Consider the following 20,134-nt stretch of genomic DNA (forward strand, 5'->3'; position numbering starts at 1 on the left):
TCCCAGCCAGCAGGTTGAATCAAAATTGTCGTGATTCGGGAATCCCTACGATTCAATCAAATGACAGAACGCTCTAGCGTTCCTTAATGGCTAATCACCAGCTACCATCGGCGTCGATCGATCGGGCGCCATGCCGCGCTCTTCTGTCGGCGAGCAAAGTGTATGAAGCACAGCGGTGTTGTCTTGCAAGAACATGGCGCGCGGGCGACGCCAGTTCTCGGCTTCGACGTCCATATATGGCGGATCGCCCTCGATGCTCCAATTTCACAATTGGACCTGGCCGCGCTTAGCCCAGCTGAATTGACCAGGGGCGGTCGGTTTGTGTTTGAGCGCGATCAACGGCGTCACTTGGCAGCTCATGCCGCCTTGCCGCTTGGCCGACGTAAACTGACAGCACAGTGCGCCAGAAGAGCTTGATCTGCGCGAGACCCCCGAAGGAAAGCCGGTCCTTGCGGACGGGCGTCTCGCCTTCAACCTTTCGCATTCTGGGGAGCTTGCCCTTGTGGCCGTGGCCGCCGCCGGGCAGGTCGGCGTGGATATTGAGCTCGTCGCCCCGCTGAGCGACGAGATGTCCATCGCCCGCTCTCTGTTCGCGCCCGGTGAGGTCACACGGCTTGAAATCCCTGACATCAGACGCTCGTCGCCTGATGTTCTACCGGTTTTGGACTTGTCGCGAAGCCTTGCTCAAGGCCGCAGGCGTCGGCCTCTCCGGAGAGGGACTTGAAATAGGCATGGAGGCGAACGGCGAAGCCTATATCCTATCACCGGTGAGTTCCGCCCAAGCGCGCACCATGTGGCCGCCGCCGCCTGGAGTGCACGCGGTCCACAGGCCGTCGCACGTCTCTTCGACTTCGACAGCACGGCTTGCCTTCACGCTTTCAGCAGTTGGACCTCGGTTGACCCTGGTATCAAGCTTAGCGCGGAAGATTGAGCGGACGGCGCTCCTCTCAAAAATAGACAAATCGACTTAAAAAAGCAGTCGGATCGGCTTAAAAAGCAGTCACATTGGCTTAAAAGCAGCGATAGCCGACAAAACGCTCGGCCTGGCTGTTGGCGACGAGATCCGGCTTGGACGGGATAGCTATACGATTGTCGGCGTGTCGACCGGGCAGGTCGATATGGTGGCGACCGCCTGCTGTTCGTCACCATCCCGGACGCGCAGGTCATCAAATCAGCTCCTGCCCAGCGAAGCGATCCTCCTCAACCGCGCCGCCAAGGGCAAGACCCGCATGGATCTGGGCGATGATACCGGAAGTGTCGCCGCGGTGATCGTCGAAACTCTCCCGGGCGCCGACAAGGAGGTCGTGCGTGACGCGATCAAGCGCTGGGGTGATGTCGAGGTCCTGACTCAGGATAAGGAAACGCTTCTGCTGGACGGCCGCCTCGGCAAGCTCCGCGTCCAGATCCTGGCTTTCACGACGATGACGCTGCTCATCTGCTGCGCCGTCATAGCGCTGACCATCTATACGATGACGATCGATAAGGTCGCGCAGATAGCGCTTTTAAAGCTGATTGGCGCCCGTGACAGGGTGATCATCGGCATGATCGCGCAGCAGGCGGGGATGATCGGGTTTTGCGGCCTCGTTCTGGCCATCGCCATCTCGTTCATGATCTATCCGAGATTCCCGAGAACCGTGCTGATCACCGAATCCGACCTGGGCGTGTTGTCGTTGGTGCTCATGGCGCTCAGCCTTGCTGCCAGCTGGTTTGCGATCCGTCGTGCGCTCGCGGTCCGTGCCCAGGAAGTGCTGGCCTGATGTCGCAGCGCCGTCTCGCCACGCTGGAGGTCCGCAGCGCCAGCAAAGTCTATGAAAGCGGCGGCTCCCCGGTCACCGCGCTGGCTGAAGGTTCGCTGACCTTGAGCCCCGGCGCCGTCAGCGGCATCGTCGGCCCCAGCGGCTCGGGCAAGACGACACTGCTGATGATCGCCGGTCTGCTGGAGAGCTCCGACTACGGGAGAGGTTCTGTTCGACGGCAAGGTAATTTCGCGTCCCGGTGCTAAGTTCAACGAGCTGCGGACCTTCAGGCGGACCCACCTTGGCTTTGTATTCCAAAAGGCGAATTTGATCCCTTTCCTCACGGCGGCCGAGAACGTCGCCATCGCCATGCAGGTCAACGATGTCGGTCGAGAGCAGGCGCAGGTGCGAGCCGCGAGGCTGCTCGATGCGTTGGGCATGGGACATCGCGGCTCCAACTATCCGTCCCAGCTTTCCGGCGGCGAGCAGCAGCGCGTTTCGATCGCGAGGGCCCTGGCTAACGATCCTACCGTCATTCTGGCCGACGAACCCACTGCTGCGCTGGACGGCACGCGGGCGGAGATGGTGATGACGGTCTTCAGGCATCTGGCGGACAGTCGCAATGTCGCGATCTGTGTTGTGACCCACGATACGCGCTGGATGACTTATTTCGATTCGACGCTCGAACTCGAAGACGGCCGAGCACGGAGGTAGACACCCGCCGCTGCAAATGACCGATAGCCCACAGACAGACACCGGCATTTTCGCGCTTGCGGCATTCTCGACCAAGCGCTCAAACCAATCCTGGCCGCACGTTACCGCAAGATTGCCGGATCTACCGGCCAGAAATCGCGTCGACCAGTTTGCGTTGCAGCGATAGGCGGCGGCTCGCTGAACAAGAGCTGTGCATCGTGCCGGGTGAATGGAACATCTGCCGACCATTGCCGTTGATATGCTCGTCAGGCGAAAGGGCTGCATATGTCAAAACTTCAGGCGGTAACTCCAGAGCATCTGCAGCGGCTCAAGCTCGAAGCGTCTGCTTATTTTGGTCCGAAAGTGCTCCACGAGGCATTATTGCGTCTTTGCCAGGCCTGCGGAAGCGATAGCCTTGACCGGTTCGAGAAGACTATGGTCGATCAGATCGAGGCAATGCATGACGAGAGGGCCGATTTCGAGACAATGAAGGAATTTGCCATCGAACAGCTTTACGCCTGTGTTCGAGAGGTCAGTTGTTCGCCGAAAATGAAACAGCCGCTGGAGGAAGCAGAAACTCGAAGGACACTCGGTCGGTCGGAAGAGCCGAAAACCTTGGAAGACCAGTTGCAGGCCGGACTTGAGGATTCCTTTCCCGCGAGCGACCCGCCGGCCGTGGTGTCCACAGCGATCTCCGGCGGCGCGAAAAAGCTGGTCGGGACTGACGAAGTCCTGAAAAAGCAGCGAGAGGAAGCGGCTAAGAACAACGACCGGTCATAAGGTGCCTCCGCAGCGAAAGGATGCTTCCGCCCACTTGGTTGCCGCGGCTCCGGTACCTGCCTTGGCCAGAAGCGGCTCGGCTTGCGACGTGAAACCGATGAAAGGGCGGGGCATTTCCCTTGGCTGCTCCGCGGGCGGGAATTGCCGCAAAAGAAGCTCAGCCGCAAAACGCACGGCCTGCGCGTATTTCGCCCATCCGAGATTTTCTAGCGACTTATTTCAACGTCCGGAACGAACCCAACCTTCATGCATTTAGCTAGGTCTGCTGCATCAACTTATTCTTGCTGGGAGCTGGACCATTGTCCTCGAGGGGCTACGCCTTGGCCAACCAGGAAGCGAATGACGTTTCCATCGTTGACCTGATACCTGCCTTGCGAGCCTTCGCCCGCACCTTCTGCCGTGTTCCTGACGATGCTGATGACCTGGTCCAGGAGACGTTGACCAAAGCGCTCGCCAACATCGATAAGTTCGAGCCCGGAACGCGTATGAAGTCATGGCTCTTCACCATCATGCGCAACACCTATTATACGCGCATTAAGGCCGCCGACAGGGAAAAACCAGGCCTGCTTGACTGCGCCTCCGCAATCCCGATTACGGAGGCGACGCAGGAGTGGTCCGTTCAGAGCAAAGAAGTCTCTAACGCAGTCCAGAGGCTGCCCGAACATCAGCGCGAGGTGCTGATGCTGATCGGAGTTCTTGGCGTCAGCTATGAAGAAACTGCCGAAATATGCGGTTGCGCGGTGGGAACGGTAAAGAGCCGGCTGAACCGAGCGCGCGCCAGCGTGCTGGAATACCTCGGCGAAAGTTCGTTGCAGACATTGGTGGAAAGACGCAATCACCTCTCCGAAGCACAGGGGAACCTCGCAGTCGACAGGCGTCGATAGCTAGGCTGTGAACTCATAAATGCGGAATGCGATCGGTGGAAAGCTGTCGTCGCTCCATGTGAGGAAACTGCACCCTGTGGAGGAAGATGCGATGGCAATCGTTCAAGAACCGCTCGACCTGCATCCTATGTCCCGCTGCCGGTCTGCGGCTTCGATCACTTTCCTGATTATCCTTGGGGCAAGGATGGCAAATTGGCGAGCTATGAAATCTGCGGGTGCTGCGGGGCTCAATACGGTTACAGCGATGTGACGGTGGAGGGCTGCCATGCGGTGCGCAAGCACTGGGTTGAGACGGAGCAATGTGCCTTTTGGTCATGGCCCAAGGAAAAGCCGCCAGCCAACTGGTCGCCTTCCACGCAACTGAACTTGGTTCCAACCGCGTTCCGTACAACGGATGACGACCGGCTGATTGTCCTTGCCGCAGAGTGCGAGCGGACAGGCTTGCACTTGCAGCGGCGGCCCCGGTTGCCTTGATCGTCCGCGTTGGGTCCGTTTTCCGATTGAGGCTTTCCTATCGCGGCGAAACCTGATTCAGACTCCGCATGAGCCGATATGACCTGACCGACTTCGAATGGCGCGTGATCGAGCCGCTGTTGCCCAACAAACCGCGAGGCGTGCCGCGTGTCGATGATCGGCGCGTCCTGAACGGCATCTTCTGGGTGCTGCGATCCGGTGCGCCATGGCGCGATCTGCCAGAGAGATACGGCCCACGCACCACCTGCTACAATCGCTTCGTCCGATGGCGAAAAGCAGGCGTGTGGGACCGCCTCATGGACGCCATCACCAAAGACCATGACGGCAAGGTACAGATGATCGACACCTCCATTGTTCGCGTCCATCAGCAGGGCGCGACGGCAAAAAGGGGGATCGAGATCATTTTCTCGGTCGTTCCCGAGGCGGGCTGACAACCAAAATCCATGCTCTTGTCGACGCCCAAGGCAGGCCGATCAAGCTGTCGCTCACGGCAGGCCATAAGAGCGACATCGCCTCCGCAGCGGACTTGATCAAGGATTTGCCTGAGGGTGCCATGCTACTCGCCGACAAGGGCTACGATGCAAACGCATTGCGCACTGCTGTCACCGAGCGAAAGGCATGGGCCAACATCCCGCCCAAAGCCAACCGCAAGGACGCGATCTGCTTCAGCCCTTTCTTATATAAAGCCCGTAACCTGATCGAGCGCTTCTTCAACAAAGCCAAGCAGTTCCGCCGCATCGCGACCCGTTACGATAAACTGGCTGAGAACTATCTGGCCGCCCTCAAACTCGTCGCAGTCCGCATCTGGCTACGCGGTAATGAGTCTACGTCCTAGTCTTCTTTCTTTGCGTTGCACCGACGCTTCTCGACAAGCGCGCTCTGCAATTGAACCGCAAGATCAGTCAGCCGGTCGGGGACCTTTTCCTGCTCGATAGCAGTCAGCAGAGATGCAATCTTCCGGTCTATTGCCAGCCGGAGTTGCGGGCTGATGGTATCGTCGCTCGAGCGAGACATAGTGTTCTCTTAATGAATTGATCCCTTCACCAGTGTGGTGACAGCAATAAGAGTTGCAAGGATTGCCGCGTCGTCCTCACAGCCAGCGCCGTCCCTTGCACAGCATTGTTTCGAAGCCGCTGGTCTCGTCGGGAAAGCCTATGCTTTCCCTCGGTTCCTTCGGGCAATATTCCCGGGTGCGCTCGACAACTCGACTCCCGCGACCTCAGCTGGCCACTGGTCATGATTGGCGTCTGCGGTTGCAGCAGTCAGTCTTAAGAGAGCCGATCTGCGGCGTGATACTGATCGGAATTGATCCGATTGTCATCGAGCCGGCGTCGCTCGGTATGCTGCTTTTGGCCTCTGTTGGACAAAGCCGCGTTTCCTCGACCTCGTGCTTTGGCCAACCGGTCATCACGCCGGCCCCAGAGCCTTTACCCTGGCGGCAGAGATGATGTCTATCTTGCCGCCGGATGCCATCTAGTCCTCCTTCGGATTGTGGGCACTCACAGGTGCCTTTTCTCTTTGAGGCCCGAACAATAATTGGGCCGTAATGTTCCGTCGGATGCCATAAGAAGAAAGGCATTGCCATCCCACAGGCGGAACGGCTTCTCGCCGTCAACCACAACTTGCATGCCGTGGGCTTCGGCGAGGCGGTGAACATCAGCACGATCCAACGCCGGCGATCCGCGATAGGAGTAGTTCAGAAGTGCTGCCATGCCTGACGTTTTCAGAACACGCGCAATTTCCTTGAAATGCCGCTCCGCCAGGCCAGCCAGCACCAGATAGGGGAAACTGTCGACAGCCAGCACGCAATCGAAGCTTGCGTTGCTGAAATCGGCAAGATCGAGACCAGAGGTCAGTCGCAGCTCCACATTGCGCAGCCCGGCACATCGCCGGCGAGCGACCGAAATCATCTCTAGGGCTATGTCGATGCCGACGATCCGGTGCGCTGCATCGGAGAGCGCGCTTTCGAAACGCCCGATGCCGCAACCAATGTCCAGTATGTCCCGGCCGGCGCCGGTGAAGCCTTGCCTTCCCAACCATACGACGATCTCGTCGGTGGCGGCGGTGAGTCTCTCCTCGTCTCCTAACGAAGACAGCTGAACGCTCGCCGCCAAGGAAATCATCGCCGCGGCATCGAAGCCGGAGGCCAGCCGCCGGACGACCGCGGCATCCGTTTCCTCCTCATTACGCTCATGGCGAACGGCCGCACCTGTTTCGCGCAGCATGGCAAAGATATCAGGCCTGTGATGAAGCAGCTCGGCAATCCGCTCCAGCCTGTCTCGGTTGCGAAGGTCGGCTGCGCACATATCCAGCGCCACTTCGGCCAGTTCTGCGGCATCGATCCCCGTCTCGAAGCGAAGCGCCAGCCTGGCAATGATAGCTTCGACGCAGGCATTGTCGGCCATGCACTCCTCGATCACCATTCTTGCGGTCGACGACTGTGACGATGGTTTTCGTCCAGTCGTGCTCATCGAGCCATGCTCCGCGTCCAGACCTTTCGCGTTGTCCATTGGTCGACGGCGCCCCAGCCATATTTGTAGGTCTCCTGGCCGCGCAGGAAATCGAACTCCAGCGCCCCTTCACGAGCCGCCTCGGCAATCGCGTGACCGATCAGGATTGCGCCGGGGCTTTCCTCGGCATAGGCCGGATCAAAACCGCCAAGGTAGGCGTAGGCGCGGTGGCGATGGTGAAATCCGTAGTAGGCGCCGACGATTGCATCATCGATAGCAACAAGCCAGCATCGGACAAGACCCTGTGCGGCAAGCAGGGGAAGCGCCTGCCGATGGAATTCTTCCGCAGCCGGATCGGCCAGAACGCCGTCGCCACGCCCGGCCCAACGCGCCCCGTGAAGGCGGATCAGGTGATCGAAAAATGCGTTGGGATCGGCTTGCGCCGGTATGATGGAGACGCGGCCGCGCCTGCATGCGGCCTTGTGTGCGCGGCGCAACTGGCGTCTTCGCCGCGCTGGAACACAGACCGCAAGCGCATTGTCACCAGCGATCGGGAGCACGGGACAAGCGGCGTGGTCGACGAGTTGACCCGCCTCCAGCGCAGGGTGCGTAATGGTGAGACCCGCAGCACCCGCCGGTAGGTCCGATAAGATCCATTGCGACCAATTGATCGCAAGAACCCGGTCGGCGATGACGGCGGCGACAGCCGCCTCGATGCCGGGGAAACACAGGACATCCAGATAGTCGCTTAATGAAATCCCGACCGGAAGCAGTCTCAAGCCGAAAGATGCGTCCTCCAGGTAAAGCGGGGCCAATCCCACCAGATCGTCGCCACGCCAGACGGCGATCGCCGTCAGCTCTCCGGGCGCGAATGTGCGCCACCACGGCACCAGCCAAGCGGGGCATTGGAACGGCGTCGCCGTCCGGCTGTGCGCCCAGAGCTCCCGCCAGCGCGGCGCCAGGGCCCCAAGAGCGGCCGGATCGTCGATGATCTCTGAGCGGAACATGAAAACCGCTCACTGCGCCGCCGCCAGGCGCCTGCGGCTGGTACCCAGCCCTGCCAGCGCACGGTAGGCGTCCATGTAAGACGAAATCATCCGGTCGAGCGAAAAGCGCCGCCGCGCCTCGGCCCGGCATATCTCGGGATCCAGGCGGGAGGCTGCGACGATGGCCTCCGCCATCTCGTCGACGTCGTTCACCAGAAAGCCCGTCCTGCCGTGTTCGACCACGTCCGGCAGCGCGCCGTTTGCAAAGGCGACAACCGGCGTGCCGCAGGCGAGGGCCTCCATCGCTACAAGCGAGCTGGTTTCTGCGGCAAGGCTGGGCATGACCAGGCAACGGGCGGCGTTGAGAAAGCGCCGTTTGGCGGTGAAGCCGAGCGGACCGAGGAAGCGGCACCGCTTGTCGAGGCGCGGCTGGACTTCGTCACGAAAGTACAGCGTGTGCGTTTCGTAGGGGTAGACCTTGCCGCCGATGACCAGCGGCACACCAGCCTGTTTGGCCGCGTCCAGTGCCAGGTGGATGCCCTTTTCCGGGCAAATGCGGCTGAGCAACAGCGCGAAGTTGCGCTTGGACTGCCGGGCGCTCAGCGCGTCGATATCGACGCCGTTTGGAATGGGCGCAACCAGTCTGGCACCCGCCGGCGCGGTCCTCTGTTGGGCCACCGAGACGGCGTGAAGCCATAGATCGTCACGGACCGTGCGCAAGGCGTCGGCAGGATACCAATCGAGCGGCAGGTGCAGGCTTACAAGTGTCGGGCCATCGTCAGGCAGATAGGCATCAAAATCGATGCCGTGCAGATGAACCACGTCGATCGGCCAACGGGCGCGTGCGGATTCTATCGCCACGCGGTGGGAGCGCTGTGCCCGTTTTTTCGCCGCATCGTCGAGCACGCCTGGTTCAGCAGGTGTCTCGATGAGGACGCCCTCTGCTTTGGAGCCCTGGCAACCGATCACGATGGAGCCGTGTCCCGCGCGCACGAGTGCCTGGTCGAGCATCGATAGCACCTGCTCGGCACCGCCAACCGCATCCGGGCCGACTGGCGCGAGAGGGTAGGCGACGTTCAGGACGGTGAGGGTCATGGCCGGTCGAGCCCAAGCTCCTCATGTGCAGCGGCTGCGGCGTGGAGCCAAACCGCCGGCTCGAAGCCGAGCGGAAGCGCCTCGTAATAAAGCTTGCCGTTGTTCGGCAGCGCCAGGAAATCATAGGCGGGCGCCACCCGGAAACGTTCGACGCGCGCCGCAAACGGCGCCAGCGTCCGTTGCTGTGTCCAGTGGCAAGCCAGCATGCACTGCTTCCGTTCGAAAGCCGCTTCCGTAAGGTGCAGTTCGATGCAGTCACTGCCGGAATCACTGTTGAAATCCTGGAGGACCGCGCCATCAGGCCCGGCGCAATAGAACGCCATTTCGATGATGGCCGGCGCATGGCGTCCGTGGCGGCGCAGCAAATGGCAGGCCGCATGGACGGCAAAGGCGGTCGCGTCATGATCAGGGTGACCGCCTTCATAAGGATGCGTACAGACGAAGCTGACATCGCGCTCGGACAAAACGCCGGTCAGTTCCCGTGCGAGCGAGCTAAGATTTCCGGCGGCTTGCTTGTCCGGATAACCGAGGCTGATCAGCGCCGTCGACGGCAAACCCGCTGCCGCCACCGCCGTCTCCAACTCCTTATGGCGGGCCTCGGCGTAGTCCTGCCACGTCTCGAATCCGTACGCTCGCGCGTCGTCAAGGTCTCGCGGCGCGCCGTCGGTGACGTGAACGATGCGAGATCCGCGCAATCCGGAAAGATGCCCGCCAATGCCGATGGTCTCGTCGTCTGGATGCGCGACAACGATCACGATTTCAGCACCGTCAGAGCCATGCGGTGCCGAGCCTAGCAACAGGGCCGCGAAGTCGGCGAGCGTTCCGGGCCTATCGGGTGCGAGTTGCATGACAGACTCATGCTGCCGAAGCCCGCACGGCTCTGACCGGCGAGGCAGCCATGGCGGGAGCGTAGCGGCGGGTCATCGTCGCGCAAAACTCGGCGAATTCCTCCGGTATCAGCGGCGGACTGGTGTGATGCGGCATCACTCCGCGGTGCTCTGGAGTGAAGCAGAAGGTGATGGTCACGTCGAAATCGGCAAGTGCTTCCATCTGTCGGTCGTACCAGTCCAGCGCATTCGGCCTGAAGCTGTCGGCCCAGGAAAGCCCGGTGCGCAGCTTGGTGACGCCCAGCCGTTTCATCCAGGCGACGGCGTCGTCCAGCCGGGGATCTTCAAAGTGGAACCATTGCACCAGTCCCATTTCGGGCGTGTAACGCAGGAATTCCTCGAGCGCGGATTTGGGCGTACCGTCTTCGCGTAGGAGGCCCATGTAGAAGTGGCGATAGTAGGAGGAGCCTTCCGCCTCGCGATGACGCGTCGTTGCCCCCCATTCGCGCGGAAGATCATAGAGGCTGTACCATTGTACACGCGAGGCATTGCCGAGCAGCAGTTCGGCGCTCCTGCGCAAACCCCACAGCTGTACCTCCTCGGCCCCGAAACTCGACACACCAACTTCGCTGACCCATACGGGAAGCTCGGTGACGCTCGAAATCTCGCCGATCTTCTGGGGCCATTCCTGAAGCTGCCAGAGATTCCAGTCGAGCGGGAAGCCATGCACCCCGACGGCATCGACATGATCAAGCACCCCGTACCCCTTCATGAGCGCCATGAAATCAGCATCGATCGGCGAAATGCCGCCCAGGATCTTGGTCACGGCGGGGTTTTCCGATGCGATCGCATCGGCTGCCAGTATTGCCATATTGGCGAAGCGGCTCCAGTCGGGGTCGAGTTCGGGATCCCAGTGGGACTTGTTGTTCGGCTCGTTCCAGATCATCGCGGCTTCAATCATGAAGTTGTCCTTTCGACGGGTAGACGGCGCCGCCGCCTGCCGGCTCATCGGCGGCGCGGCAGAAATAAACCTCTTGTTCCGGGTGCAGCACGATCTCGAAGCCGGCGCTTCGCAGCATAGCTTCGGTGCAGGCGCTATTGGGAATCCACCAGTTGGTCGGGTCGTCGGCATAGCGATGCTCGACGAAATGGAGCTTGGGAAACTCCGGCCGGTCGAACAGATCGTGTGTCCAGAAAGGATAATTCTCATCGAGTGCAGGCAGTTCGGTGCTGCCGCGCTGCATGGACTGGAAGATCATCAGGTCGCCGGCGACGTGCTCCCGGATCAGATCGAGAGCGAGCAGGGGGTGGCGCAGGTGATACAGCACACCCATGAACAGGACGATGTCGAATTGCTCCCGCAGCGCGCCGATGTCGTAGACCGACAGTTGCTGGAATTCGATGTCGCAGTCCGCGATTTCGGCGGCGAAGCGCGCCTGAGCCAGATAGGCTTCATCAAAATCGATGCCGAGGACACGGCCGGCGCCGCGTCGTTTCATCTCGATCGAGTAGAAGCCGGCGTTGCAGCCTATGTCGAGCACGGCCTTGCCGGACAGATCGGCAGGAATGGCGTCGGCGAACTTGCGCCATTTGATCAGCGGGTAGTTGCCGAGGAAATGGTCGGGGGCGGTTTCGACGCCTGCCAGCTCCATATTGTGGAACCACGGGCCAAGAGCATCGATGCGGCGACGGATTTCGGCGTTCGAATGCAGCATGGCTAGCCTCCTTCACCTGGATGGCTTGGTATCTGCGACTGCCCTCGCAGCACGAACATGAGGTTTTTCGGGTCCTTCAACACAGTTTCGTTGTTCTCAAGCAGCCGAAGTGCCGTGCGGTAGCCGTTGAAAGTGCCGACGTCGACATAGGCGGTGCCTGCCTTGACGCCGTAAGCCTCACCGCCGGCCGCCAGATAGGCATTGATAAGTGTACCGACGTATTCATCGCTTTGTTCCCGCTCGCGCCAAAGCGCGGCAAGCTGGTGAAGTATGCGGCCCGGCATCTTGAACGCGCCCCAAATCCAGTTCGATGCGGCGTCTTGTTGCTTGACCTGGATCTCCCTCACTCGATCGCCCTGGTCGAGAACGACGGCATCGAAGAGTTCGGGGTGATCCACCGGGAAGAGTAGAAACGACAGCCGGTCGTCCGGCAGGCGGCAGAAGCCATCTTCCGGAAACCAGATCGTGTCGGGCAGACCGATCAGAACCGTCTCGTCCGGTGCGACGAGCGGTGCGGCGCGGAAGATCGCATCGCAAAGACCGACGGGGGTCGGCTGTACGACGAACAGTGCAGCGGCGTCGCCGTAGCCGGCGGCGTAGTATTCGAGGATGTCCGATTTGCCCGATCCGATGACGAAGCAGATTTTGTCGACACCGTTGCGCACCATGCGACGCACCAGATATTCGCTCACCGCGCAGGGTCGCTCGGTTTGGCCGTCGATGCGGCTGCCGACCGGCAGGAGCTCCTTTGAGAAGCCGAGCGGTTGAATGCGGCTGCCGCGGCCGGCCGCGGGCACGATGCCCAACATCAGATTGCTTCCTTCAACGGCTCGCTCGCCGTCGAGCCTTGCAATGCATCGGACAGGAGGCGGTCCAGTTCCCTGGCGCGCTGCGCAGAGGTGTGTTCGTCCAACACCCGCTCGCGCGCACGGCGCCGGATTGCGTCAACTTCGCTGTCGGACAAGCAGACTGCCGCGACCACGTCGTCGGTGGTGTCCGCAAGGATGATTTCGCTGCCGGGTTGGAAAAAACTGCTCAGCCCGGGCCAGGTGTCGCTCACGATAGCCGCACCGCAGGCTGCCGCCTCGAACAGCCTGCCCGAAGGACACCAGCCCCTCTTGGCCATCGCCTCGCGGGTCACGTTCAGCGTCAGACGCGATGAGCAGAAGAAGGCCGGATGATCCGCAGGCGGAAGGTGCCTGACAAAAAAGATATTTTCGCCCCAAGGAAATTCGGGCGGATATTGGGCGCCGCCGATGACGAAGCGGTGGTCCGGCAGGCGCGCCGCCGTGCGGACCAGCAGCTTTTCGACTCCGGCCTGGCGATCCGCGGCATAGGTTCCGAGATAGGATAGATCCCCGGCAAATTCGGGCCGGGGCTCTGCCGGCCGGTGTCGCTCGGGATCGACATGGCCGTAGAGAGGCAAGACAAGACGGGCACCAAGCAGTGTTTTAAGCGCGTCGATTGCGGTTCCCCCAGTGTAACTCAGGACGAGGTCGAAATCGCGAAGGCCTTCGGGCCCGTAATACGCCGGTCGAAGACCTTGTTCGATCCGGGCGAGTGTCACCGGGGTGTCCAGATCGTAGAAAGCTTTCAGCCCGCGACAGGCCTGCTGCGCCAGGCGCGATGCTTCCACGGCGTCGGGGCAATAGGACGTGACGATGACGACGTCCGATTCCCCGATAGCCTGTTCCGCGACATGGCGAATGTCCTCCCAGTCCGGATAGAGAACGACATTGCCTCCATCGAGATGATCAAGGTCGCGCGCGCCGGCATAGTATGGGGTGTTGCGTTCAAAGAAGGTGACGGACCAGCCCAGCCCGCCCAGCGCCCGGATCAGGCCGCGCCACAGCGTCGCGTGTCCGTTTCCCCACGAAGAGGTGACGGTGAGACCGAAAATGACCATTCGCATCCGGCAATCCTCGTCAGGCGGCTTCGTTCAATCGGATCAGCTTGGAGCCCCAGTCACCGGATACGACCGTGGTGATCGAAGCGGGATCGATATCGAAGCGAAAACAGTCTCCCAGCGGCAAGCCGAGCACCTTGCAGACGGCGGCCTTGATCACGTCGGCATGGCTGACCAGTGCCACTGACTGGTTCTCGTAGCGTTTGTGAAGCTGCTGCATCAGCGAGGTGACACGTTGCTGCACGTCCAGCATGGTCTCGCCGCCCGGCGTCCTCGCCTGCTGACGCCTACTGTTCCACGTCCGCCAGTCCGCGTCCTGGTTCAACTCTTCGAAGGTCTTTCCCGACCACGCGCCGAAGTCGATCTCATCGAGCTCTTGGCAGATCGTGATCTTATCGGGACCGCAGGCGACTGCGATCGGTTTTGCGGTTTCCAGCGTTCGTTCGCGCGGGCTGCAACAGATGGCTGCTAGCGGCTTCGGTGCCATGTGGCCGGCCAGGCGCAAGGCTTGTGCCCTGCCGGTGTCGCCAAGGCAAACTCCGGTCATGCGTCCGGCAAGATAGTCGCCGACATTGTCGTGCGCCGCATGGCGGATCAAAAAGAATGTCGTCGTCATTCCGCCGCATCGAGCATCGGCTCGTCCTTCCCGGCGATGAAAGACAGCGTGCGCAGGCGTGCCTCGGCATCGGTGAATTGCTCGGGCGGCGACTTCATGAAATAGCTGCAAGGGCCAGTCAGCGCCCCCGCGATGCCGCGGTCGAGCGCCAGCTTGGCGCAGCGGACAGCATCGATAACGACCCCGGCCGAGTTGGGCGAATCCCACACTTCCAGTTTGAGCTCTGCATTCAGCGGTACGCCGCCGAACGTCGTGCCTTCGACGCGGATGTAGGCCCATTTTCGATCGGCAAGCCAAGGCACATGGTCGCTGGGGCCGACGTGGATGTTACCGGCCTCCAGGGGAACGTCGAACTGGCTGGTTACGGATTGTGTTTTAGAAATTTTCTTTGATTCCAGCCGCTCGCGTTCCAGCATGTTGAGGAAATCGGTGTTGCCGCCGAAATTCAGCTGATAGGTGCGGTCGATGCGGACGCCGCGCTCGCGGAACAGATTGGCGAGCAGCCGGTGCACGATCGTTGCGCCGACCTGGCTTTTGATATCGTCGCCGACCAGCGGCAGACCGCGCTGTTCGAAGCGCCGGCGCCATTCCGGCCGCGACGCGATAAAAACCGGTATGCAGTTGACGAAGGCGCAGCCGGCCTCAAGCGCGCATTCGGCATAAAAACGCGTAGCCTGTTCCGAGCCGACCGGCAGATATGAGACCAATACGTCAGCGCCGCTTTCTCGCAGCAGCGCGCTGACATTCGCGACCGGCTCTTCTGCCTCCTCGATTTCATCGCGTAGATATTTGCCGATACCGTCGAGCGTTGGTCCGCGCTCGACGCGAACGCCGGTTGCTGCGACATCGGCAAAGCGGAAGGTGTTGTTGGGTGCATTGTATATGGCTTCCGCCACATCACGCCCAACTTTGCCCTTGGCGACGTCGAAAGCACAGACGACCTGGATGTCATCGACATGATAACCGCCGAGATCGGTATGCATCAGGCCCGGTATCGGCTCATTGCCTCTGGCGTCCCGATAATATGAGAGGCCCTGGACAAGGGAAGACGCGCAATTGCCAACGCCGGCTATTCCAATCCGTACCTTTTTTGATCCCACGAAACTGCCGCCATCGCTGTTGAAGGTAAGATCTGCGCCGAACTGTCAGCTGCCGGGAATGTTCCTTGCGACCTGGAAAAATCACGAATTCCATGGCGGATCAAAGCTGCGCGCTGTTTGAGGCTGCCTGGGCCTGAGCGCCGCAAGCCTCAGTCGAGGCTTCGCAGCATATCCGCTTCTTTTTCTAGAATGGTGGCCACTTCCTCGCGCTCGAGATGCGTCATCATCAGGCTCACACAGCATTCGAGGTAGGTGATCGAGGCACGTCTCAGAAAGGCAGCCGTTTCCCTTGCGGCCATTTGCTCGATGTCCTTGGCGGCTCGCTTTCGATGCACGGGCTCCGTCCTCCATGCGGTATCGTGGCCCAACGGCGAGCTCGGATGGATGTTCCCACAATGAGAAAAAATGATAGCCCATGTTGGGATGGTCGCGGTCTCACCACGACCATCCCGGGCGCATAGCTCTCCCTGACTTCAAGCCGGCAGGTTTTGCAGTCGGCCTGAAGCGGACTTCACATTTGTCGCAATTGGGGAAATTCGATCCTCGTGACGGCTGGCTTCGAGTTCCATAAAATAGCTGATCGTCTGCATCAGACCTTGCCTGAGCGGCACCTTTGGCGACCAATCGAGAAGAGTTTTTGCCCGAGAAATGTCCGGTTGCCGCCGGCGAGGGTCATCTTGCGGCAGTGGCAGGAATTTGAAGACCGAGTTGCTGTGGGTCATATCTCTCACCAATCCGGCCAGTTGAAGAACGGTGAATTCCCCGGGGTTGCCCAAATTGACCGGTTGGCGCGGATTGGGATCTACATCCATAAGGCGGACCAGACCGTCAACCAGATCGGAGACGTAGCAGAACGACCTGGTCTGCAGCCCGTCGCCGAATATCGTCAGTGCTCTCTTCTCGAGGGCCTGCATCACCAGGTTCGAGACAATCCGGCCGTCGGCAGGATCCATCCTCGGACCATAGGTGTTGAAGATGCGCGCGACCCGGATGTCGGCCATTTCGGTTCTCAAGTAATCGAAGCACAAGGTTTCGGCGGTTCGCTTGCCTTCATCATAGCAGGCACGAGGACCGGTGCAGTTCACGTGACCGACATAGTCTTCCCTTTGCGGGTGCTGTTCCGGATCGCCATACACTTCGCTTGTCGATGCCTGAAGGAAGCGTGCATTATTTCGGGCGGCGAGCTCAAGCAGATTGAGCGTTCCGATCACGCAGGTTCGCGTGGTGTGAACCGGATCGGCTTGGTAGCGCGTCGGCGATGCGGCGCACGCCAAGTTGAAAATGCGGTCCACCGGCTCAGCAAGGTCCAATGGTCGGCAAATATCCTGTTCGATCAGCCGGAAACGAGGACGGTCCATGATCGAGATGATGTTTTCCATCCGACCGGTAAGAAAATTATCGACACAGATCACACGGTACCCAGCCTGAAGCAGTGTTTCGCAAAGATGCGAACCGAGGAAACCCGCGCCGCCGGCGACAAGCGCCGTTTTGGTCCGTTGCGTCCTTCTTGATTGCCGCATCTCTATTTTCTCCTGTCTGCCGATCATGCTGCACTTTCGATGTCCAGATCGAGAGCTGGACGTGCCGATCTTGGCCGCGCCAGCAGCGAAACGAATTCGCGGGCTCTCGCGGCGCCCGTATGTGCTGCCAGTATCGTTTCGCGTGCTCGCTTGGCCATAGCCAGCCTGACGCGGTCGGATTGCCTGGACAGGATATCGATCACGTCTTCGGCTTGGCCGGCCGTATTGATCGTGGCTGTCGGAAAGAAGCTATCCAGACCGGTCCAGCGATCGCTGATGATCGCCGTGCCACAGGCAGCCGCCTCGAAGAGGCGTACGCTGGGAGACCATCCAGCCGCTATCATGGAACTGCGTGTGACGTTCAATGTGTAGCGCTGGCGGCTGTAAAAAGCGGCGTGATCCGCCGGCGGCAAATGCTCGATGCGATCGACGTTGCTCGGCCAGACGGTCTCGGACGGGAATTGCGAGCCGGCCACGACGAACCGACGGTCCGGCATGCGTCTTGCCGGCTCGAGCAGGAGAGCATCCAGCGTCGCCTGCCGGTCCGAGCTGTAGGTACCCAGATAGCCAAGGTCCCAGCAGATCGGATCGGTCGTTCGGCGATGCCGCTCAGGGTCGACGGAGCAGTAGAGCGGCTCGGCGCGCCGTGCACCGAAGTCCGCCGCCAAACGGGCGAGCGTCGGCCCGCCGGTGAATGAGAAATAGACATCGAAATACGGAATCTGCCGTTGGCATATGTAGTCGCAATCATTCGCGGCGAGCTTTGCCAGCGTGACCGGCGTGTCGATGTCGTAGAAGCAGAACTGGCCCGTGCACAGGGACGCGACAATGTCGATGACGGCTCGGCCCTCCGGGACGAAGGACCCAACCACCACGACATCGGCACGCTGCAGGCAGCGGGCATACGTCCGACGAAGATCGTTCGTAGTTTCGTAGTAGCGCAACGTGCAGAAATCCGGGTCGCGCAGATCGCGATGGTTTGCATACCATGGCACGTCGCGTTCGAGGAAGGTGATGCGATGGCCGAGTTCGTGCAGGCCCTTCAGCAACCCGCGAAAGGTCGTGGCGTGGCCGTTTCCCCATGAAGAGGACAAGGACAGGCCAAGAAAGACGATATCGAGCCGCTTGGTCATTCCGCTGCCTCCACGGTGGGGCGCTCGAAATGACGCCTGAAGACAGCGTCGGCCACAGCTGCTCTCAACGCATAGGTATGTTCCGCGAGAACACGTCGAAGCGCAGATGCGCCGATCGCCTTTGCCCGCTGGGGTGTGAGGGTCCGCATGATTTCGGCCACATCGTCGCCGTCGCGCGCCACCAGGATCTCTTCCCCAGGGACCAGGAACAATTCGACGCCGAGCCAGGCGTCCGTGATGAGGCATGCGCCGGCACCCGCAGCCTCGAAGACACGCGTGGCAGGTGAAAAGCCGTTGGCGGCCATGCTGTCGCGGCTGATGTTGAGCACCGCCTTGGGTGTGACATTGAACGCATTATGATCGCGCGTCCCGACGTGGCCGAGCCATGCGACATTCGCCGGAAGCTGCTTGTCACCCCAACCCGATCCGCCGAGCAGAAAGCGCTGATCGCCCGAACGGCTGGCCGGATCCAGGAAGAAGGCTTCGACGCGTGCTTCACGGTCCGGCAGGCGGTTGCCGAGAAAGGCGAGATCGCAAGCGAAACGCTTATCCTTCGCGACCGGATGATGCGTTTCGGGATCGAGCGCATTGTAGATCGGCACGCACTCGGCCGCCCCCAGCGCACGATAGGACCAGACGACCGGATCGCCGCCGCCATAGGTGAGGACAAGATCGATCTCCCGCAACGCGCGGTGCAGGGGGTGGTCCGGCTCGTCGCGCAACTGGCCCAGAGTTGCCGGTGCGTCGACATCCCAGAACACTGTCAGGGCATCGGTGCGCGCGTGATCGAGCACCGCACGCAGCAACGCCTCGTCCTCGAAGCCTACTCCGCTCGCCTTGACGACGATGTCGGCTTCGCCTGCGCTTGCTGCCACCTGCATCAGCGCATGCGGGGTCGCCTCGTAGACGACGACGTTGCACCAGTCCGGTGCCTCGATATCGCGGTTCTTCTGCCTGTCGTAGACGTCCGGTTCATAGAAAGTGATGTCGTAGCCGAGCTGAGAAAGAGCCTTCAGCAAGCCGCGGTAATAGGTCGCCGCGCCGTTCCAATAGGACGACAGCAGGCTCGATCCATAAAATGCAATCTTCATGCGACTGTCTCCTCTGTGGCGATGGTATGGATGGCTTGGCGATTGTCGCATTCGGCGAGCACGCCGAACAACTCGTCCGCCCGGTGCCGGCAAGTGTGCCGCCTCCCGATGGTTTCGAGGCCGGATTTCACCAGAGAAGCGGCCAGCTCAGTATCGTCCAGGACGTTGCGAAGATGACGACCCATCTCGGATCCGTCGCGCGCGAAAAGGAAGTCGATGCCTGGCCTGAAGAGTTGCTCGACATCGGCCCAAGGCGCCGAAATGAGCGGGATGCCACAGGCGAGCGCCTCGAACATGCGGATCGTCGGGATTCCGGGCAGGCTCTCCCGATAGGGGCGCCGCGGGATGTGGACGGTAACGCGGTGGACCGCGAATGCCTTGGGCACGTCGGCATTGGCAATCCAGCCTTCGTAATCGAGGCCGGCGGCGGCAAGATCGGCGAGCGCTTCGCGTGGATAGCGCACGCCATGAACAGTGCCGCTCAGGCCAAGTTCTTCCACCGGATCGATCAGGAATTCCTTGATTTCGGCACTGCGCTCGTCGTCGCCCCAGTTGCCAATCCAGATCACGTCAGATGTAGGGCCGATCTCCGGGTGCGGCTTGAACAGGCGCGCATCCGCCGCCTCGTGCCAGGTGAACGCACGTTTGCCCCAGCCGGCGCGAAGGTAGCTTTCCCGCAATGCCTCGCCGAAGGCGAGCACGCCGTCATAGTGCTCCAGCCGTAGAGCCGAGATCGCTTGCGTGGCCGAGACAGCGCGGTGGTGAGTGTCATGGAACAGAAGCGTAAAGCCCCCTCCATTGGCCTTGGCCCTGCCGATGCGCCCGACAAGGTCCGGGTCAGTCCATTCGTGGACGATCACCACATCGGCGTCGGCAACCCAGCCTTCGTGATCGAAGGAGGCGTCGTAGGTCACCGGCATCAGCTCCGGAAAGTCCTTTCTGAAGCGCTCGACCGCGAACGGTCCTTTCTCGCCCAGCAGGTTCGAACGGCTCCAGCCGTCTGCGGGCTCCAGCGCGATCGCCTGGTGCCCACGTGCAACGAGCTCCCGCATGATGCCGCGCAGGAAATGTGCGTTGCCGTGGTTCCAGTCGGAAACCACCGAATGCGTATAGAACAGAAACCGCATT

20 protein-coding genes and 1 pseudogene are annotated in these 20,134 nt (G+C 60.9%); 6 read left to right on the forward strand and 15 right to left on the reverse strand.

What is annotated here, in order from left to right; translation table 11 throughout:
- Positions 1–1,097: 1,097 nt before the first annotated feature.
- The 6 genes and pseudogenes from AC0L25_RS18770 (at position 1,098) to AC0L25_RS18795 (ending at position 5,402) form a co-directional block, all read left to right on the forward strand.
- Positions 1,098–1,757 (forward strand): ABC transporter permease, encoded by a 660-nt coding sequence (locus tag AC0L25_RS18770; RefSeq protein ID WP_473596882.1) that lies wholly within the window; start codon positions 1,098–1,100, stop codon positions 1,755–1,757.
- Entirely contained in the window at positions 1,757–2,002 is a 246-nt protein-coding gene (locus tag AC0L25_RS18775; protein ID WP_473596883.1) for an ATP-binding cassette domain-containing protein, read from the forward strand. Before AC0L25_RS18770 ends, AC0L25_RS18775 begins: the two co-directional genes overlap by 1 nt.
- Positions 1,983–2,450, forward strand: coding sequence for an ABC transporter ATP-binding protein (locus AC0L25_RS18780; RefSeq protein WP_473596942.1), 468 nt, complete (start codon positions 1,983–1,985; stop codon positions 2,448–2,450). Before AC0L25_RS18775 ends, AC0L25_RS18780 begins: the two co-directional genes overlap by 20 nt.
- Positions 2,451–2,714: 264 nt before the next feature.
- Positions 2,715–3,209, forward strand: coding sequence for a hypothetical protein (locus tag AC0L25_RS18785; RefSeq protein WP_473596884.1), 495 nt, complete (start codon positions 2,715–2,717; stop codon positions 3,207–3,209).
- Positions 3,210–3,529: 320 nt separating this feature from the next.
- Positions 3,530–4,093 carry a sigma-70 family RNA polymerase sigma factor gene (locus tag AC0L25_RS18790; RefSeq protein ID WP_473596885.1) on the forward strand — a complete coding sequence of 188 codons (564 nt, stop codon included), beginning with the start codon at positions 3,530–3,532 and terminating at the stop codon, positions 4,091–4,093.
- Between the two features lie 542 nt (positions 4,094–4,635).
- Positions 4,636–5,402 (forward strand): annotated as a pseudogene (locus AC0L25_RS18795) (IS5 family transposase).
- A 664-nt stretch (positions 5,403–6,066) separates the two neighbouring features.
- Here AC0L25_RS18795 and AC0L25_RS18800 read toward each other — a convergent pair.
- The 15 genes from AC0L25_RS18800 to AC0L25_RS18870 form a co-directional block, all read right to left on the reverse strand.
- On the reverse strand, positions 6,067–6,972 hold the full coding sequence (locus AC0L25_RS18800) for a class I SAM-dependent methyltransferase (protein WP_473596886.1): 906 nt from the start codon (positions 6,970–6,972) through the stop codon (positions 6,067–6,069).
- 62 nt (positions 6,973–7,034) lie between these two features.
- Entirely contained in the window at positions 7,035–8,024 is a 990-nt protein-coding gene (locus tag AC0L25_RS18805) for a GNAT family N-acetyltransferase (protein WP_473596887.1), read from the reverse strand.
- 9 nt (positions 8,025–8,033) lie between these two features.
- Positions 8,034–9,098, reverse strand: a complete 1,065-nt coding sequence (locus tag AC0L25_RS18810) for a glycosyltransferase family 4 protein (protein WP_473596888.1) — start codon at positions 9,096–9,098, stop codon at positions 8,034–8,036.
- Positions 9,095–9,946, reverse strand: a complete 852-nt coding sequence (locus tag AC0L25_RS18815) for a PIG-L deacetylase family protein (RefSeq protein WP_473596889.1) — start codon at positions 9,944–9,946, stop codon at positions 9,095–9,097. The genes AC0L25_RS18810 and AC0L25_RS18815 overlap by 4 nt, the downstream gene beginning before the upstream one ends.
- Positions 9,947–9,953: 7 nt before the next feature.
- Positions 9,954–10,886 carry a glycoside hydrolase 5 family protein gene (locus AC0L25_RS18820; protein WP_473596890.1) on the reverse strand — a complete coding sequence of 311 codons (933 nt, stop codon included), beginning with the start codon at positions 10,884–10,886 and terminating at the stop codon, positions 9,954–9,956.
- Positions 10,879–11,640: a TIGR04290 family methyltransferase gene (locus AC0L25_RS18825; protein WP_473596891.1), complete on the reverse strand. Its 762-nt coding sequence runs from the start codon at positions 11,638–11,640 to the stop codon at positions 10,879–10,881. Before AC0L25_RS18825 ends, AC0L25_RS18820 begins: the two co-directional genes overlap by 8 nt.
- A 2-nt stretch (positions 11,641–11,642) precedes the next feature.
- Positions 11,643–12,449 carry a sugar phosphate nucleotidyltransferase gene (locus AC0L25_RS18830; protein WP_473596892.1) on the reverse strand — a complete coding sequence of 269 codons (807 nt, stop codon included), beginning with the start codon at positions 12,447–12,449 and terminating at the stop codon, positions 11,643–11,645.
- Complete coding sequence (locus AC0L25_RS18835) at positions 12,449–13,552, reverse strand: CgeB family protein (protein WP_473596893.1); 1,104 nt, start codon at positions 13,550–13,552, stop codon at positions 12,449–12,451. Before AC0L25_RS18835 ends, AC0L25_RS18830 begins: the two co-directional genes overlap by 1 nt.
- A gap of 13 nt (positions 13,553–13,565) precedes the next feature.
- Positions 13,566–14,162: a histidine phosphatase family protein gene (locus AC0L25_RS18840; RefSeq protein WP_473596894.1), complete on the reverse strand. Its 597-nt coding sequence runs from the start codon at positions 14,160–14,162 to the stop codon at positions 13,566–13,568.
- Positions 14,159–15,262: an inositol-3-phosphate synthase gene (locus AC0L25_RS18845; protein ID WP_473596895.1), complete on the reverse strand. Its 1,104-nt coding sequence runs from the start codon at positions 15,260–15,262 to the stop codon at positions 14,159–14,161. The genes AC0L25_RS18840 and AC0L25_RS18845 overlap by 4 nt, the downstream gene beginning before the upstream one ends.
- Before the next feature lie 149 nt (positions 15,263–15,411).
- Positions 15,412–15,597, reverse strand: a complete 186-nt coding sequence (locus tag AC0L25_RS18850; protein WP_473596896.1) for a hypothetical protein — start codon at positions 15,595–15,597, stop codon at positions 15,412–15,414.
- Between the two features lie 138 nt (positions 15,598–15,735).
- Positions 15,736–16,809 carry a UDP-glucuronic acid decarboxylase family protein gene (locus AC0L25_RS18855; protein WP_473596897.1) on the reverse strand — a complete coding sequence of 358 codons (1,074 nt, stop codon included), beginning with the start codon at positions 16,807–16,809 and terminating at the stop codon, positions 15,736–15,738.
- Complete coding sequence (locus AC0L25_RS18860) at positions 16,806–17,915, reverse strand: CgeB family protein (RefSeq protein ID WP_473596898.1); 1,110 nt, start codon at positions 17,913–17,915, stop codon at positions 16,806–16,808. The genes AC0L25_RS18855 and AC0L25_RS18860 overlap by 4 nt, the downstream gene beginning before the upstream one ends.
- Positions 17,912–19,006, reverse strand: coding sequence for a CgeB family protein (locus AC0L25_RS18865; protein ID WP_473596899.1), 1,095 nt, complete (start codon positions 19,004–19,006; stop codon positions 17,912–17,914). Before AC0L25_RS18865 ends, AC0L25_RS18860 begins: the two co-directional genes overlap by 4 nt.
- Positions 19,003–20,133 (reverse strand): CgeB family protein, encoded by a 1,131-nt coding sequence (locus AC0L25_RS18870; RefSeq protein WP_473596900.1) that lies wholly within the window; start codon positions 20,131–20,133, stop codon positions 19,003–19,005. The genes AC0L25_RS18865 and AC0L25_RS18870 overlap by 4 nt, the downstream gene beginning before the upstream one ends.
- Between the last annotated feature and the right edge of the window lies 1 nt (position 20,134).

It is taken from the genome of Mesorhizobium sp. WSM4813, assembly GCF_055811555.1.

What these genes read in the sequence shown, in the direction of transcription:
- AC0L25_RS18785 (WP_473596884.1), top strand. Translation starts at nt 2,715, where the DNA reads ATGTCAAAACTTCAGGCGGTAACTCCAGAGCATCTGCAGCGGCTCAAG.
- AC0L25_RS18870 (WP_473596900.1), bottom strand. Translation starts at nt 20,133, where the DNA reads ATGCGGTTTCTGTTCTATACGCATTCGGTGGTTTCCGACTGGAACCAC.
- AC0L25_RS18820 (WP_473596890.1), bottom strand. Translation starts at nt 10,886, where the DNA reads ATGATTGAAGCCGCGATGATCTGGAACGAGCCGAACAACAAGTCCCAC.
- AC0L25_RS18860 (WP_473596898.1), bottom strand. Translation starts at nt 17,915, where the DNA reads ATGACCAAGCGGCTCGATATCGTCTTTCTTGGCCTGTCCTTGTCCTCT.
- AC0L25_RS18830 (WP_473596892.1), bottom strand. Translation starts at nt 12,449, where the DNA reads ATGTTGGGCATCGTGCCCGCGGCCGGCCGCGGCAGCCGCATTCAACCG.
- AC0L25_RS18855 (WP_473596897.1), bottom strand. Translation starts at nt 16,809, where the DNA reads ATGATCGGCAGACAGGAGAAAATAGAGATGCGGCAATCAAGAAGGACG.
- AC0L25_RS18815 (WP_473596889.1), bottom strand. Translation starts at nt 9,946, where the DNA reads ATGCAACTCGCACCCGATAGGCCCGGAACGCTCGCCGACTTCGCGGCC.
- AC0L25_RS18825 (WP_473596891.1), bottom strand. Translation starts at nt 11,640, where the DNA reads ATGCTGCATTCGAACGCCGAAATCCGTCGCCGCATCGATGCTCTTGGC.
- AC0L25_RS18805 (WP_473596887.1), bottom strand. Translation starts at nt 8,024, where the DNA reads ATGTTCCGCTCAGAGATCATCGACGATCCGGCCGCTCTTGGGGCCCTG.
- AC0L25_RS18835 (WP_473596893.1), bottom strand. Translation starts at nt 13,552, where the DNA reads ATGCGAATGGTCATTTTCGGTCTCACCGTCACCTCTTCGTGGGGAAAC.
- AC0L25_RS18775 (WP_473596883.1), top strand. Translation starts at nt 1,757, where the DNA reads ATGTCGCAGCGCCGTCTCGCCACGCTGGAGGTCCGCAGCGCCAGCAAA.
- AC0L25_RS18810 (WP_473596888.1), bottom strand. Translation starts at nt 9,098, where the DNA reads ATGACCCTCACCGTCCTGAACGTCGCCTACCCTCTCGCGCCAGTCGGC.
- AC0L25_RS18840 (WP_473596894.1), bottom strand. Translation starts at nt 14,162, where the DNA reads ATGACGACGACATTCTTTTTGATCCGCCATGCGGCGCACGACAATGTC.
- AC0L25_RS18865 (WP_473596899.1), bottom strand. Translation starts at nt 19,006, where the DNA reads ATGAAGATTGCATTTTATGGATCGAGCCTGCTGTCGTCCTATTGGAAC.
- AC0L25_RS18800 (WP_473596886.1), bottom strand. Translation starts at nt 6,972, where the DNA reads ATGGCCGACAATGCCTGCGTCGAAGCTATCATTGCCAGGCTGGCGCTT.